At 67.2% G+C, this 14,963-nt stretch carries 15 protein-coding genes and 1 tRNA gene; 6 read left to right on the top strand and 10 right to left on the bottom strand.

All coding sequences use genetic code 11. The features are described from left to right. Window positions 1-150: 150 nt before the first annotated feature. The 4 genes from FFT10_RS03545 to FFT10_RS03535 form a co-directional block, all read right to left on the bottom strand. Complete coding sequence (locus FFT10_RS03545) at window positions 151-408, bottom strand: hypothetical protein (RefSeq protein ID WP_137731359.1); 258 nt, start codon at window positions 406-408, stop codon at window positions 151-153. Next, window positions 409-552: a hypothetical protein gene (locus FFT10_RS27935; RefSeq protein ID WP_162854844.1), complete on the bottom strand. Its 144-nt coding sequence runs from the start codon at window positions 550-552 to the stop codon at window positions 409-411. 855 nt (window positions 553-1,407) lie between these two features. Next, window positions 1,408-3,381, bottom strand: a complete 1,974-nt coding sequence (locus FFT10_RS03540) for a site-specific integrase (protein ID WP_306446333.1) — start codon at window positions 3,379-3,381, stop codon at window positions 1,408-1,410. Between the two features lie 83 nt (window positions 3,382-3,464). Then, window positions 3,465-3,538, bottom strand: a tRNA-Gly gene (locus FFT10_RS03535). 86 nt (window positions 3,539-3,624) lie between these two features. On the opposite strand from FFT10_RS03535, the gene FFT10_RS03530 reads away from it, so the two are divergent. Next, window positions 3,625-4,533: a GGDEF domain-containing protein gene (locus FFT10_RS03530; RefSeq protein WP_137731357.1), complete on the top strand. Its 909-nt coding sequence runs from the start codon at window positions 3,625-3,627 to the stop codon at window positions 4,531-4,533. A 13-nt stretch (window positions 4,534-4,546) separates the two neighbouring features. Here the strand turns inward: FFT10_RS03530 and FFT10_RS03525 are convergent, their stop codons facing one another. Genes FFT10_RS03525 through FFT10_RS03510 form a run of 4 tightly spaced genes read right to left on the bottom strand, consistent with a single transcriptional unit; the run spans window position 4,547 to window position 8,753 of the window. Next, window positions 4,547-6,025: an NAD-dependent succinate-semialdehyde dehydrogenase gene (locus FFT10_RS03525; RefSeq protein WP_137731356.1), complete on the bottom strand. Its 1,479-nt coding sequence runs from the start codon at window positions 6,023-6,025 to the stop codon at window positions 4,547-4,549. An 11-nt stretch (window positions 6,026-6,036) separates the two neighbouring features. Further along, window positions 6,037-6,321 (bottom strand): cupin domain-containing protein, encoded by a 285-nt coding sequence (locus FFT10_RS03520; RefSeq protein WP_137731355.1) that lies wholly within the window; start codon window positions 6,319-6,321, stop codon window positions 6,037-6,039. A gap of 49 nt (window positions 6,322-6,370) precedes the next feature. Beyond that, window positions 6,371-7,567, bottom strand: coding sequence for a CaiB/BaiF CoA transferase family protein (locus tag FFT10_RS03515; protein ID WP_137731354.1), 1,197 nt, complete (start codon window positions 7,565-7,567; stop codon window positions 6,371-6,373). 1 nt (window position 7,568) lies between these two features. Next, window positions 7,569-8,753, bottom strand: a complete 1,185-nt coding sequence (locus FFT10_RS03510; RefSeq protein ID WP_137731353.1) for an acyl-CoA dehydrogenase — start codon at window positions 8,751-8,753, stop codon at window positions 7,569-7,571. Window positions 8,754-8,903: 150 nt separating this feature from the next. On the opposite strand from FFT10_RS03510, the gene FFT10_RS03505 reads away from it, so the two are divergent. From FFT10_RS03505 to alaS, 3 genes are read left to right on the top strand one after another with little or no spacing between them, the layout of a single operon-like run. Beyond that, a complete protein-coding gene (locus FFT10_RS03505) occupies window positions 8,904-9,167 on the top strand; it encodes a type II toxin-antitoxin system Phd/YefM family antitoxin (protein ID WP_137731352.1) in 264 nt (87 codons plus the stop codon). Further along, window positions 9,164-9,559 (top strand): type II toxin-antitoxin system VapC family toxin, encoded by a 396-nt coding sequence (locus FFT10_RS03500; RefSeq protein ID WP_137731351.1) that lies wholly within the window; start codon window positions 9,164-9,166, stop codon window positions 9,557-9,559. The genes FFT10_RS03505 and FFT10_RS03500 overlap by 4 nt, the downstream gene beginning before the upstream one ends. Before the next feature lie 17 nt (window positions 9,560-9,576). Beyond that, complete coding sequence (alaS, locus tag FFT10_RS03495; protein ID WP_137731350.1) at window positions 9,577-12,204, top strand: alanine--tRNA ligase; 2,628 nt, start codon at window positions 9,577-9,579, stop codon at window positions 12,202-12,204. A 33-nt stretch (window positions 12,205-12,237) separates the two neighbouring features. Here the strand turns inward: alaS and FFT10_RS03490 are convergent, their stop codons facing one another. After that, a complete protein-coding gene (locus FFT10_RS03490; protein ID WP_137731349.1) occupies window positions 12,238-12,510 on the bottom strand; it encodes a hypothetical protein in 273 nt (90 codons plus the stop codon). A 65-nt stretch (window positions 12,511-12,575) separates the two neighbouring features. On the opposite strand from FFT10_RS03490, the gene FFT10_RS03485 reads away from it, so the two are divergent. Both FFT10_RS03485 and FFT10_RS03480 read left to right on the top strand, forming a co-directional pair. Further along, window positions 12,576-13,148, top strand: a complete 573-nt coding sequence (locus FFT10_RS03485) for a GNAT family N-acetyltransferase (RefSeq protein ID WP_137731348.1) — start codon at window positions 12,576-12,578, stop codon at window positions 13,146-13,148. Beyond that, a complete protein-coding gene (locus tag FFT10_RS03480) occupies window positions 13,145-13,912 on the top strand; it encodes a UPF0149 family protein (RefSeq protein ID WP_137731499.1) in 768 nt (255 codons plus the stop codon). The genes FFT10_RS03485 and FFT10_RS03480 overlap by 4 nt, the downstream gene beginning before the upstream one ends. A 46-nt stretch (window positions 13,913-13,958) precedes the next feature. On the opposite strand, the gene FFT10_RS03475 is transcribed toward FFT10_RS03480, so the two are convergent. Further along, complete coding sequence (locus tag FFT10_RS03475; protein WP_137731347.1) at window positions 13,959-14,954, bottom strand: cytochrome d ubiquinol oxidase subunit II; 996 nt, start codon at window positions 14,952-14,954, stop codon at window positions 13,959-13,961. Window positions 14,955-14,963 lie beyond the last annotated feature (9 nt).

Genomic DNA, 14,963 nt, shown 5'->3' with positions numbered 1-14,963 from the left:
ACTCCTCGGCTGTCATCGGCGAAGTTTGACCAGGCGATGCCGAGTGATTCGACGGACCTAGCGCGATCTTCCGAAACTTGTTCTTCACTGTCGCTCCATCTCCACGTAATCGGGGCGGTCCTGTCGATTCGGCACCGCCCCGCAGAACTACTAGCTGGTGGTCAACGCATTCGGGCTGCGCAGGGTGCGGCGTGTTGCCCAGTCCGTCACCTGAGCGACCCACATTCCATCATCTGCGTCGATGAACTGACTGAAGTGATCGCGCAGGTTCGATGCGGTCGTGTTGAAGCGGTTGAAGCACCAGCTCGACTCAAGCATGCGGACTGCATTGAACCGGGCGAGTTCGTCGTAAAGGGGCTGGTAGGAGCGCTGCTTCCGCAGATCGTAGTCCAGAAAGTACAGAGCCATCTACTTCCCCTTCGGCTTGACCCGCTGGGTCAGCGCCGATGCCGCGACGGTCTTCACCGCGGGGGAGGTCCTCGGGTTGCGCAGCAGCTTGCTGGCAGTGGTGGCCACGCGGGCCGATGTGGTTTCATTTGGCTTCTTCGCCATGATGAACTTCCTAAAAAGTTGGTCGAGCTGCACCAGCAGCGAACCCGGATGGTTCGCTGCAAGCTGGAATCAGTCGGCCTTGGCTACTAGCATTCGGGTTGACTTGAGGCCCATCCTGCGTGTAGTGATTACCCCGAAGTTGTAACCACCGCGTAGACAGGACGCCATAGGTATGCCTAAACTAGTAGCCTGCTAGAGGCAACCGCTAGCAGGCCGTGAGGCAGTCACGCTCTATCGATAGGTGGACGGAACAGGTAGGCCCAGTTCGGGTCCGTTTGTTCGTCCGCAATTGCTAGTTGCATTCGATTGCCTTTCTCGGTCACTCAAAGCCTGCGTCCGTAGGCGCCCCGCCTGGGCAAAGTTGCAGAGGAGCTCGGCTGTGGTGCAAACACAGTCCGAGCTTTTTTCTTGTGCGGCTAGAGCAAGAGAGTTGGTCGAGCGGCAGCACAAGCTGTCCGTATTGTGCACGCGCTTTTGGAGCGTTGCTTCGAGGAATCGATGCTGCGCCGCAGCATGCTGAAAAAGTTATCCACAGGCAGTCAAGTTCACTTTACTGATGCTGCTTTACCTATGCGGCAGGTCTTGGGTGTTGAGGCACATGACCGCACTTACTCACAGCCGAGCTATCGCGCCTAGTACGCGGGCATATGCTCTGTCTTTGGGGCGGCGCAATCAGTTGCAAACTACTTCTTAAGCGCCGTTGGCGCTTAAGGTTAGCGACATTCAAGCCCTGTGGATAACCTCAGTCCAACTGTTTCAAGTTGTTACAATTCCGCTGGTTGATCAATTCCTACTAATTTTGTCGGAATTTAGGCGCATGGCTACGTCGCAGGCCACTCATCGGCCTTCGGCAACTCAGTCTTCTTCGGCGCCCAGGCCGCGGTTCTTCCGGTCGAGGGCATCCTTGACCGCCTTCAAGCCAGCGCTGATGTCAAAGGCCACGACACTTCCGAGAAAGTTGTAGTTGACGGAGTCGATCAAGCGCACCAACTTGCTGTCGGCACCGTCCGCCGTGACGTCCTTGCGGTAGGTGTTCACGGTCGTGCTATCCCCGCGCTCATGTCCCAGCACCTGCTTGGCGAGGACCGTGGGCGCGTCCAGCTCGTTGAGGAGCTTGTTGGTCATGTTGTGACGGAAGCTGTGGAACACTTTGCGTCCGTTGCGCGGCATTCCAAGTCCGCTGAGGTAACGCGAGAACGCCTTGGTGAACGACTTGCCGTAGCCCTTGACCTTGTCGTATTTCAGTTCGGGGAAGAGCCGCGTGTAGCCAGCTTCTCGCAACCGTTCTGTCCAGTCGATCAGCCCAATTCGAACAAGCTCGCGGTGAACAGGAATTTGCCTACGCGCATTGACGTTCTTCAGCCGCTTCTTGCCGGGAGCACCGTTCTCATCTTCGTCGCTGCCGTCGATGATGTCGAAGAGCCAGATCCCGTGATCGTTCTGCCAGATGTCTTCGAGATTCAGCTGCGCAATTTCGCCAAGGCGCGCGCCCGTATACAACCCGATCAACGGCATCCACGTGTTAGCAGGCATCCAGGTGCGATACGTGCCGTTCGCAGTCAATGCGCCATGGCCATCGCGAAACCAGCTGGCGCTGAAAATTCGCTCGAGCTCTTCTGCAGTGAACGGGTCACGCTTGTCCTGCTCCTTGCGAGACCGACGCCGCTCAGTGGCTTGGCGACCAGCGTGACCACCGCCGGCAATGCCTTCGATCAGCGAAGGTTCGGCCCAGCCCTCTCGGCCTAGCCATTCCAGCCAACCGGCGAGCCACCCGATGCGCTTCAGTTGCTGATCCGCAGACATTCGCGGCCAGTCGGTGCCTGCCACCGCTGCAATAGACTCGGTAACGCTGCTCGTCTTGTGGATCAGTCGAACCTTGTTCTCGTTGGCGGGCAGGGTGGGCAGCAGGTCATCGCGGTATCTGCGCATCAGGTCGCGTGACAGATCACAGCCTCGGAGCTCGGTGCCCATCAGGGCCAAGAACAAGGTGCATGCGTCTCGGATGCGGCGGGTTTGCTCATCACCTCGGGGCCGCGAGTGGTCACTCAAGAATGGCTCGATCGACTCCTTGAGCGGCCGGTGATCATGCGAACGCGCCGAAGTCGCCTGCCTGGTGCGATCGACGCTTGCCAAGTCGATCTGCTCCTGGGTGACCAGCATGGCGTGCCCGCGTCGCAAGGACTCGACCTCGCGTGCGACCAGTTCGATCGACTTCCTTCCCAATGCCAGCGCCTGATCGGGTGCAAATCCACGCTGAGGATCGTTCGGGATACCAAAAAGCACGGCACAGAAGCTGCCGCCAGCCAGCAGGTGAGCAGCCGCTTCCTCGCTGTCTAGCACCTGCAGGATGCCTGTTAGGTTCTCCTCAACAGCAGCTTCCGGCATCCGGTCAGGTTGAGGAACATCCCATCCGCCTTCCGGGTTTCGGTCTAGCGCATCGAAGGGCACTCGCATGCCTCGGCACCGGAGCAGGCGGGCGAAGAGCTGCAGCCGCCCCCTTGCTGCATCCCGCAGGAGGCTGTCCTCACCGATCCCGGAGGCTGTGGCGGCTTCAGCGAGGGGCAGGTACCCCGTGCCGCTGGTCAGCGCTGGCGAGCCGGTGGCGACCCTGAGAATGTCAATGTCCATGGGCGTTTGAAGGCGGTCAAGATCAAGGAACCTGCGCCGCCACTGTGCCAGCAGCTCGCCCGCAACGATGCGCGCAAGGGGCAGGTCTCGGGCACCAGTCGAGGCGATGAGTTCGGTCTGGCCGACCAACGCTCTGAGCCGCAATGGCACGGTCAGGCGTGCAACGTAGATGCCACTGGGGCGTCGAGAAAGTCCATCCACAGAAACGCACCTTCGTATGAGTGCGCTGTATCAGGGGCCTACAAGCCAAGAAATCGATCTCGGATCAACACCTTGGCGAGACGTGGAGCGGGTGATGGGAATCGAACCCACGTATCAAGCTTGGGAAGCTGGCGTTCTACCATTGAACTACACCCGCGGCGGGAGCAGTTTAACCGAGCGGCGACACCCCGTAGTTCCCAGCGTGGCGGGTGAGCGGGCACTGCGGCATCATCGATGCAGCCCATGAACGATCCCATCCAGCTCCTGCACCTCGGTGCCGCCGCGCCCGATCTGTCCACCTCGGCCTACGGCCCCTTCGTGGTGCACGACGTGCCGTCTTTCGATGAGCTGTCGGCGGCGCTGGACAGCCAGCATTACGACGCCATCGTGTTGCACCACGCCCGGCCCGATGGCCTGCGCCAGCTGGCTGCCTGGCCCGGCCTGGCCCGGGCGGTGCTGGATGCCGCGGTGCTGGTGGTGGCGCCCGAGCCGGCCAGCAGTGAGGCTCTGCGCCTCGTGCAGCTGGGCACGCAGGATGTGCTGCCACCGCACGATGCCCATCCGGCGGCGCTGGCGCGGGCAGTGCGCCTGGCGGTGGAGCGCAAGCGCCTGGAGCGTGCTGCGCGCAAGGCCTATGCCACCGACCTGGCCACCGGCCTGCCCAACCATGCGCAACTGATGGAGCACATGAACCACCTGCTGGCCCTGCGCGAGCGCGAGCCGGCGGTGATGGCCCTGCTGGCCCTGCGCATCGAGGGCCTGGCGGCCACCGAGGCACGCCTGGGCACCGAATCGGCCAACGTGCTGCGCCGCAAGGTGGCGGTGCGGCTGCGCTCCGGCCTGCGTGCCAGCGATGTGGTGGCCTCGGTGGGGGTGGACAGCTTCGCGGTGCTGCTGGCCTGGATCGACGATGCCGGCGATGGCGAGCGGGTGGCGGTGAAGCTGGCGCAATCGCTGCAGCGGCCATTCACCGTGGCCGGGCAGGATGTGGCGGTGGCGGTGTGCGTGGGCGTGGCCCAGTACCCGCAGCACGGCAAGGATGCCGACAGCCTGCTGCGCCGCGCCCTGGGCCAGGCCGGCGAGGGCACGGCCATCGGCCGCAGCGGGCTCAGCCCGCATGCGGCGGGCACGCCCGCCGCCAACGACGACTGAACCCGGCTGGCGACTACTTCAAGATATCGCCGAGGCAGAGGTACTTGATCTCGATGTAGTCGTCTATGCCCTGGTGGGCGCCTTCGCGCCCCAGGCCACTCTGCTTGACGCCGCCAAACGGCACCTCGGCCGTGCTGATCAGGCCGGTGTTGATGCCCACCATGCCGTACTCCAGCGCCTCGCCCACGCGGAACACCCGGCCGATGTCGCGGCTGTAGAAGTAGCTGGCCAGGCCGAATTCGGTGTTGTTGGCCAGGGCGATGGCCTCGGCCTCGGTCTCGAAGCGGAACACCGGCGCCACCGGGCCGAAGGTCTCCTCGCGGGCGCAGAGCATCTCGCTGGTCACGTCGGCCAGCACCGTGGGGGTGTAGAAGCGGTCACCGATGCGCTGGCCGCCGGCCACCAGGCGCGCGCCCTTGCCCAGGGCGTCGGCCACATGGCTTTCCACCTTGTGCACGGCCTGGTCATCGATCAGCGGGCCCTGGTGCACGCCGGCTTCGAAACCGTTGCCCACCTTGATGCCGCGGCTCTTGGCGGCCAGCTTCTCGACGAAGCTGTCGTACACGCCGGCCTGCACATAGAAGCGGTTGGCGCAGACGCAGGTCTGGCCGGCGTTGCGGTACTTGCTGACCATCGCGCCTTCCACCGCCGAGTCCAGGTCGGCATCGTCGAACACGATGAACGGCGCGTTGCCGCCCAGTTCCAGGCTGATCTTCTTGACGGTGGGGGCGCATTGCCGCGCCAGGATGCGGCCCACCTCGGTCGATCCCGTGAAGGACAAATGCCGCACCACATCGCTGCTGCACAGCACCTGGCCCACGGCGATGCTCTGCTCGGCGTCGGCGGTGATGATGTTCAGCACGCCGGCCGGCATGCCGGCGCGCTGGGCCAGCTCGGCCACGGCCAGGGCCGACAGCGGCGTGGCCTCGGCCGGCTTGATCACCACGCTGCAGCCAGCGGCCAGCGCCGGCGCCACTTTGCGGGTGATCATCGCGATCGGGAAGTTCCACGGCGTGATCGCCGCGCACACGCCGATGGGCTGCTTGATGACGATGTAGCGCTTGTTGTTGTCGGTGGTGGGGATGGTCTCGCCGTAGACGCGCTTGGCCTCCTCGGCAAACCACTCGATGAAGCTGGCGCCGTAGACCACCTCGCCACGCGCCTCGGCCAGCGGCTTGCCCTGCTCGGCCGTCATGATGCGGGCCAGGTCGTCGGCATGCTGGTGGATCAGGTGGAACCACTTCATCATCACTGCACCCCGTTCCTTGGCGGTCTTGCTGCGCCAGGGGCCCCAGGCCTTGTCGGCCGCCACGATGGCGTTGTGGCAGTCCACCGGGCCCAGGTTGGCCACGCTGGCCAGCTTCAGGCCGGTGGCGGGGTCGGTCACGTCGAAGCGGCTGTTGCCGCCCACCCACTCGCCGCCGATCAGGGCGTCGGTCTTCAGCAGGCCGGGGTCGGCCAGCGTGGCCAGGGGGGAGGTGCTCATGTCCATGGGGCGTTCCTTCACTTGATCTCGATCTCGACGAACACCACCTCGTGGTCGGTGTTGTTGATCACGTTGTGTTCCACACCCACCTGCCGGTTGTACGAGCGGCCCTTGACCAGCGGGGCTGTGCGGTTGCCTTCCGGCGTTTCCAGCAGCAGCTCGCCGTCGGTCATCGGCACCACCACGTAGTCGTGGCCATGGCGGTGCCAGCCGGTCTCGGCACCGGGGGCGAAGCGCCATTCGGTGACGATGACGCGGGCGTCGTCGATCTGCACGGTGGGCACGGCTTGCGGGCGGGTCATCGGTGTGTCCAGTCTGGGATGGGCCGGCCGCAACGGGCCGGCCTGGGGGTCAGCGGGCCGGCCAGCCGGTGCCGGCGGCCAGCGCGGCGCGGATGGCGTCGCCCTGTTCGTCGATCTTGGGCGGCGGCTGGTCGGCCATCGCACGCTGGCCGTCGAACAGCATCGGGTTCGGGATGGTCGGCATCGGCCGGTCGGCGCCCACGTCGAAGCCGGCCTGCATGCCGCGCGCCACCACCTGCTTCTGGGCGAACACGCCAGGCAGGGTGAGGATGGGCGCGCAGGGCACCGCATGCGGCTCCAGCAGGTCGATCCAGCCTTGCGTGGTGCGGGTCAGCATCCAGTCGGCGATCTGCGGGATCAGCGCCTCGCGGTTGGCCAGGCGGGCCGAGTTGGTGGTGAAGCGGGCATCGGCCGCCACCGCGGCATGGCCGGCCAGCTCGCAGAAACGGGCGAACTGGCCGTCGTTGCCCACGGCCAGCACGATGTGGCCGTCGGCCGTGGTGAACACCTGGTAGGGCACCACGTTCAGGTGGGCATTGCCCATGCGCTGCGGAATGATGCCGCCCACCAGGTGGTTGCTGGCCTGGTTGGCCAGCATGGCCACCTGCACATCCAGCAGGGCGGCGTCGATGTGGCGGCCCTGGCCGGTGCGGCCGCGTTCGACCAGCGCCGCCAGGATGGCGGTGGTGGCATACACGCCGGTGAACAGGTCGGCCACCGCCACGCCCACCTTCTGCGGCTGGCTGCCGGGCGTGCCTTCCTTCTCGCCGGTCACGCTCATCAGGCCGCCGGTGGCCTGGATCGCGAAGTCGTAGCCGGCAGCGGTGGCCATCGGCCCGGTTTGGCCGTAGCCGGTGACCGAGCAGTACACCAGCCGCGGGTTCAGCTTGCTCAGGCTGGCGTAGTCCAGCCCGTACTTGGCCAGCTGGCCGACCTTGTAGTTCTCCAGCACCACATCGGCCTCGGCGGCCAGCTGGCGGACCAGATTCGCGCCTTCTTCATGCGCGATGTCGATGGCGATCGACCGCTTGCCGCGGTTGGCGCTGAGGTAGTAGGCCGACATGCGGTCGGCCGGATCGCCCCACCAGGGTGGGCCCCAGGTGCGGGTGTCGTCGCCGCCGCCGGGGCGCTCGACCTTGATCACGTCCGCGCCGTAGTCGGCCAGGATCTGGCCCGACCAGGGGCCGGCCAGCACGCGGGACAGGTCGAGGACGCGCACGCCCTCCAGCAGCGACAGCCCGGCCATGTCAGTTGGCGAAGGCAGCGATGCCGGTGATGGCACGGCCCAGGATCAGCGCATGCACATCGTGCGTGCCTTCGTAGGTGTTCACCACCTCCAGGTTCACCATGTGGCGCACCACGCCGTATTCATCGCTGATGCCGTTGCCGCCCAGCATGTCGCGGGCCATGCGGGCGATGTCCAGCGCCTTGCCGCAGTTGTTGCGCTTGAGGATGCTGGTCACTTCCACGCTGGCGGTGCCGGCGTCCTTCATGCGGCCCAGCTGCAGCACGCCTTGCAGGCCCAGGGCGATCTCGGTCTGCATGTCGGCCAGCTTCTTCTGGATCAGCTGGTTGGCGGCCAGCGGGCGGCCGAACTGCTGGCGGTCCATCACGTACTGGCGGGCGCGGTGGAAGCAGTCTTCCGCAGCGCCCATGGCGCCCCAGGCGATGCCGTAGCGGGCGCTGTTCAGGCAGGTGAACGGCCCTTTGAGGCCGCGCACCTCGGGGAAGGCGTCTTCCTCGGGGCAGAACACGTTGTCCATCACGATCTCGCCGGTGATGGAGGCGCGCAGGCCCACCTTGCTGTGGATGGCCGGTGCGGACAGGCCCTTGGCACCCTTGTTCAGGATGAAGCCGCGGATCTGGCCGCCGTCGTCCTTGGCCCACACGACGAACACATCGGCGAACGGCGAGTTGCTGATCCACATCTTGCTGCCGGTCAGGCTGTAGCCGCCATCGACCTTGCGGGCGCGGGTGACCATGCTGCCGGGGTCGCTGCCATGGTTGGGCTCGGTCAGGCCGAAGCAGCCCACCCATTCGCCGCGGGCCAGCTTGGGCAGGTACTTCTGCTTCTGCGCCTCGGTGCCGAAGTCGTTGATCGGCACCATCACCAGGCTGCTCTGCACGCTCATCATGCTGCGGTAGCCGGAATCCACCCGCTCCACCTCGCGCGCCACCAGGCCGTAGCAGACGTAGTTCAGGCCCGAACCGCCGTACTCGGTGGGGATGGTGGGGCCCAGCAGGCCCAGCTCGCCCATCTCGTTGAAGATGGCGCGGTCGGTCTTCTCATGGCGGAAGGCCTCCAGCACCCGCGGTGCCAGCCGCTCCTGGCAGTAGGCATGGGCGGCGTCGCGCACCGCACGCTCGTCGTCGGTGAGTTGGGCATCGAGGTTCAGCGGGTCTTCCCAGCTGTATTTGGCGTGGCTGGCCATCGGAGGCTCCTGGGGATTGAGGCGAAACATGCACGATAACAACTCTGCCCGCCTCCAGGCTGCCGCATCGACGACAGACCCCCTGGCGGGCAGGCCAAGCCGGGTCGGCTCCGCTAGAATCTGGTTGATTCAACCAATTCGGGGCCAGCCGTGGAATCCATCGGTCTGTTCGAAGCCAAGACCCATCTGTCGGAGCTGATCGCCCGGGCCGAGCGTGGCGAGGAGGTGATCATCACCCGCCACAACAAGCCGGTGGCCAAGCTGGTGCCGATCAACGAGGTGCCGGCCGACTTGATCGCCCGCCGCCGCCGTGCCCTGGCCGAGCTGCAGGACATCGGCCGCCGCATGGTCGCGCGCGGTGGCCCGATCACCATCGAGGAGATCCTGCAATGGCGTGATGAGGGCCGCCGGTGATCGTCGTCGACTGTTCCTACACCATGGCCATGGTCATGCCCGACGAGCAACTGCCCGCCAGCATCCACCAGGCGATCGAGGGTCGGTTGGTGGCGCCGGCGCTGTGGCCCTTCGAGGTGGCCAACGTGCTGCGCAACGTGGTGCGCCGCGGCCGCCTGCAGAGCGACGAGATCGCCGAGGTCTGCGCCCGGCTCGATGTCTACGGCATCGAGGTGCTGGGCCATCTCGACGTTGCCATTCAGCAGCGCTTTGCCGCTGCCGTTGCCCATGACCTCACCGCCTATGACGCGGCCTACGTGGACCTGGCGGTGCAGCGCCGCTGTCCGCTGGCCACCGTCGATTCCCGCATGGCCGCTGCCGCGCAGCGTGCCGGCGTCACTGTTCTGAACTGAAGCCCGAAGAGCCCACCATGAAAGCCGCCGAGATCCGCTCCACCTTCCTCCACTTCTTCGAGAGCAAGGGCCACACCATCGTGTCCAGCTCGCCGGTGATCCCGGGCGACGACCCGACGCTGCTGTTCACCAACGCCGGCATGAACCAGTTCAAGGACGTGTTCCTGGGCTTCGACAAGCGCCCGTACAGCCGCGCCACCACCAGCCAGAAGTGCATCCGCGCCGGCGGCAAGCACAACGACCTGGACAACGTGGGCTACACAGCGCGGCACCACACCTTCTTCGAGATGCTGGGCAACTTCAGCTTCGGCGACTACTTCAAGAAGGATGCGATCGCCTATGCATGGGAGCTGCTGACCGTCCACTTCAAGCTGCCCAAGGACAAGCTCTGGGCCACGGTGTATGCCGAGGACGACGAGGCCTACGACATCTGGCTCAAGGACATCGGCCTGCCCGCCGAGCGCATCGTGCGCATCGGCGACAACAAGGGCGGCCGCTACATGTCCGACAACTTCTGGATGATGGGCGACACCGGCCCCTGCGGCCCGTGCAGCGAGATCTTCTACGACCACGGCCCCGAGGTGGCGGGCGGCCCGCCCGGATCGCCCGAGCAGGACGGCGACCGCTACATCGAGATCTGGAACAACGTGTTCATGCAGTTCAACCGCACGGACGACGGCGTGATGCACCCGCTGCCCAAGCCCAGCGTGGACACCGGCATGGGCCTGGAACGCCTCGCCGCGGTGCTGCAGCATGTGCACAGCAACTACGAGATCGACCTGTTCGCGCAGCTGCTGGCCGCGGCCAAGGGCGCGGTCGAAGCCTCTGGCGGCACCGATGTCGACCCGGCCAGTCCCAGCCTGAAGGTGATCGCCGACCACATCCGCGCCTGCACCTTCACCATCGTCGACGGCGTGATCCCGGGCAATGAGGGCCGTGGCTACGTGCTGCGCCGCATCGCCCGCCGGGCGATCCGCCACGGCTACAAGCTGGGTGCGCGCAAGCCGTTCTTCTACACCCTGGTCGCGCCGCTGGCCGCGGTGATGGGCGAGGCCTACCCCGAGCTGAAGCGCGACGCCGACCGCGCCACCGCGGTGCTGAAGGCCGAGGAAGAGCGCTTCTTCCAGACCATCCAGCACGGCATGGAAATCCTGGAAGCCGCCCTGGCCGGCGGGACGCAGCAGATCGATGGCGACACCGCCTTCAAGCTGCACGACACCTTCGGCTTCCCGGTCGACCTGACCGGCGATGTCTGCCGCGAACGCGGCGTCACGGTGGATGAGGTCGGCTTCAATGCCGCCATGAACCGCCAGCGTGAACAGGCCCGCGCCAGCGCCAAGTTCAAGATGGCCGCCGGCCTGGCCTACGAGGGCACGCCCACCACCTTCCACGGCTACGAGCACCTGGTCTGTGAGACCAGCAAGGTGACCGCGCTGTACGTGGACGGCGCGGCCGTGGCCAGCGTGAAGGCCGGCGACGATTGCGTGATCGTGCTCGACCACACGCCGTTCTATGCCGAAAGCGGCGGCCAGGCCGGCGACAGCGGCGAGCTGCGCAATGCCGTGGCCCGCGTGCTGGTGGAAGACACCACCAAGATCCAGGCCGACGTGTTCGGCCACCAGGGCCGGGTGGTCGAAGGCAGCATCGCCGTGGGCGACAGCCTGGCCGCCAAGGTCAACGCCGAACAGCGCGTCAAGACGGTGCGCAATCACAGCGCCACCCACCTGATGCACAAGGCCCTGCGCGAGGTGCTGGGCGGCCATGTGCAGCAGAAGGGCAGCCTGGTGAACGCCGAGCGCACCCGCTTCGACTTCGCCCACAACGCGCCGGTGACCGATGAGCAGATCCGCCGCGTCGAGGCCATCGTCAATGCCGAGATCCTGGCCAACGCCGGCGCCACCGCCCAGGTGATGGCGCTGGACGATGCGCAGAAGAGCGGCGCGATGATGCTGTTCGGCGAGAAGTACGGCGACACGGTGCGCGTGCTCAGCATCGGCAGCAGCAAGGAGCTGTGCGGCGGCACCCACGTCAAGGCCACCGGCGACATCGGCCTGTTCAAGATCGTGGCCGAGAGCGGCGTGGCAGCAGGCATCCGCCGCGTGGAAGCGGTGACCGGCGACAACGCGCTGGCCTACCTGCAGTCGCTGGAAGCCACCGTCGGCCAGGTGGCCGGCGCGCTGAAGGCCACGCCGGCCGAGCTGCCGGTGCGCCTGGGCGCGGTGCTGGACCAGGTGCGCGCGCTGGAGAAGGAGATCGCCGCGCTCAAGGGCAAGCTGGCCAGCGCCCAGGGCGACGAGCTGCTGGCCCAGGCGGTCGACATCAAGGGCCTGAAAGTGCTGGCCGCCGTGCTGCAAGGCGCCGACGCCAAGACCCTGCGCGACACGCTGGACAAGCTGAAGGACAAGCTCAAGACCGCGGCCATCGTGCTGGCGGTGGTCGAGGGTGGCAAGGTGCAGCTGGCGGCCGGCGTCACCGCCGACAGCACGGCCAAGGTCAAGGCCGGCGAACTGGTGAACTTCGTCGCCCAGCAGGTGGGCGGCAAGGGCGGTGGCAAGCCCGACATGGCCATGGCCGGCGGCACCGATCCGTCGCGCCTGGCCGAGGCGCTGGCCGGCGTGGCCGGCTGGGTGGGCGAGCGGGTCTGATCCCGGGCCGGGCAGGCCGCCCGGTTTGGCCCGTCAGGCCAGGCCGCGCGCCAGCAGCTCGGCCACCAAGCCGTTGAGCCCGCCGTCGTGGCTGGTGGCGCGCTCGCGCAGCTGCTGCGCCAGCGGCGCCGGCAGCTTGCAGGCAAACGGCACCAGGCCGGCAGCGGCATCCAGCTTGCGCTGGGCCTTGCGGTCGGGCATGGCGGCCGCAGCCTCGCCGAAGCGGCCGGGCACGCCCGCGGCCTTGCGCTGGTTGGCGAGCTTGCTCTCGAGCTGGCGCACCAGGTCGAATTTCTTGGAAGGCATGGCAGGGTCGTCTGGGCAGGTGGTCAACGGCTACATTGTCGGTCCCCGCGCTTGCTGCTCCGCCCATGACGCACCGCCCCGTCCACATCCGCCGCGCCGTCATCGGTGATGCAGCCGCATTCGCCCGGGTGATGGGCCACCCCGATGTCTTTCCCGGCACGCTGCAGCTGCCCCACACCAGCGAGGCCCTGTGGCTGGCCCGCCTGACCGACACCCTTGCCCTGGGCAAGCCCGACCTGATGCTGGTGGCCGAGCTGCCCGACAGCCGCGGCCAGCTGCAAGTGGTGGGCACCGCCGGCCTGCACCCGACCAGCGCGGCCCTGCGCCGCCGCCACGTGATGAACCTGGGCATCGCCGTGCATCCCGATGGCCAGGGGCAGGGCGTCGGCCATGCGCTGATGGCCGCGCTGTGCGACTGGGCCGACCATTGGGGCCAGGTGCTGCGCACCGAGCTGACGGTGTTCGTCGACAACGCCCGCGCCATCCGCCTCTATGAACGCCACGGCTTTGTGCAGGAGGGCCGCCACCGCGGCTATGCGCTGCGCAACGGCCAGTACACCGATGTGTTCTCGATGGCCCGTCTGCATCCACATCCACCCCGCTGGGACGCCCCGGCCCAACCCGAGACCCCCGCATGAGCCGCGTCGCCCGCCAGAGCACCGAAGCCGAGATCGCCGCCCTGGAGCAGGTGTGCGAACGCCTGGCCAACTTCGGCGCCGACATCTCGCTGGAATGGGTGGACGGCTACCTGACCGCGCTGCTGGCCAGCCGCCGGGTGTTCACGCCCAGCGAATGGCTGCCGCCGCTGTTCGGCGATGACTTCGGGCGCGTCTTCGCCGACCCCGACGATGTGCAGCAGGCCATGGCCGCGCTGATGGCCCGCTGGAACGTCATCGCCAGCCAGCTGGACGTGGACAGCCTGCTCGACGACCCCGAGACCGTGCGCCTGTCGCCGCTGATGGTCAGCTTCGACGATGCCGCCCGTGCCGAGGTGGTGGCCGCCGGCCACATGACGGCCGAGGAGGCCGACGACCAGCTGCAGACCGGCGCGCTGTGGGCCGAAGGCTTCCTGCAGGCCACCGACGACTTCGCCGACGACTGGCCCGACCTGGACACCGACACCGAGGACGGCCGCTGGTTCGACGACTGCTTCAGCCGCCTGCTGGCCCTGACCATGGGCCGCGCCGACCTGGCCGAGCACCAGGCACAGCACTACCCCGGCGAGACGCTGGCGCGCGACCAGCTGATCGACGAGGCGCTGTTCGCGGTGCAGGACCTGCGCCTGTTCTGGCTGGACCATGCGCCCAAGCCCGAAACCCGCCGGGTGGCGCCCACGCCCGGCCGCAACGACCCTTGCCATTGCGGCAGCGGCAAGAAATTCAAGAAGTGCCACGGCGCCTGAGGGCGCCACTGCAACCGCGCGCCTGAGCCGTGGCCTGCGTTGAACCTCAGGCGTAGCTGAGCGGCTGCGCCTTGCCGCCGAACACCCGGTAGGCAAAGATGCTGTATCCCACGATGGCCGGCACCGCAAAGCAGCAGCCCACGGCGATGATGGCCAGCGCCTCGGTGCTGCTGGCCGCCTGCCAGACGGTGAGCCGGTCCATCACCACATACGGGTACAGGCTGTAGGCCAGGCCCAGCCCGCCGAGCAGGAACACCGCCACCACGGCGGCCATCGGCAGCACGCACCATCGGCCCAGCACCTGCGGCTGCTGCAGCAGCCAGCGCAGCCCCAGCAGCGCGGTGGCGGTGGCCAGCGGGATGGGCAGCAGGGCGATGAATTCGGGCATGGCGAACCAGCGCTCGCGCACCGTGGCGCTGACCACCGGCGTGGCCAGCGACACCGCCAGCAGCCCCAGCACCAGCGGCCACCAGGCCCGCAGCGCCCAGCCGCGGGCGGCCTGCTGCAGCGCGCCCTCGGTCTTCAGCACCAGCCAGCAGGCGCCCAGCAGCACATAGGCCGCCGGCAGGGCCACCGCGATGGCGGCGGCAAACAGCGTGGCGCCCCAGCCCTCGGCCAGGCCGGTGACGTAACGGCCCAGCATCCAGCCCTGGGCGGCCGACGCCAGGAAGGAGCCGCCCATGAACACCTGGCTCCACAACCGCTGGCGTGCCGCATCCTTGGCGCGGAACTCGAAGGCCACGCCGCGCAGCACCAGGCCCACCAGCATCAGCGCCACCGGCAGGTACAGCGCGCCCAGCACCATGCCGTGGGCCTTGGGGAAGGCGATCAGCAGCACGCCCACGCCCAGCACCAGCCAGGTCTCGTTGGCATCCCAGAACGGGCCGATGCTGGCCACCATCATGTCCTGCTCGGCGGGCGCGGCGTGGTGCATCAGCATGCCCACGCCCAGGTCGTAGCCGTCCAGCACCACATAGGCCAGCATGGCCACGCCCATCAGCACCAGGAAGACCACCGGCAGGGTGTGCGTCCAGTCGATCATCACCGCAGC

The organism is Pseudaquabacterium pictum (genome assembly GCF_005403045.1).
Classification (GTDB): Bacteria; Pseudomonadota; Gammaproteobacteria; order Burkholderiales; family Burkholderiaceae_C; genus Pseudaquabacterium; species Pseudaquabacterium pictum.
Note: the sequence above shows the minus strand (reverse complement) of the source record. Positions and strands in the feature narration are given on the sequence as shown.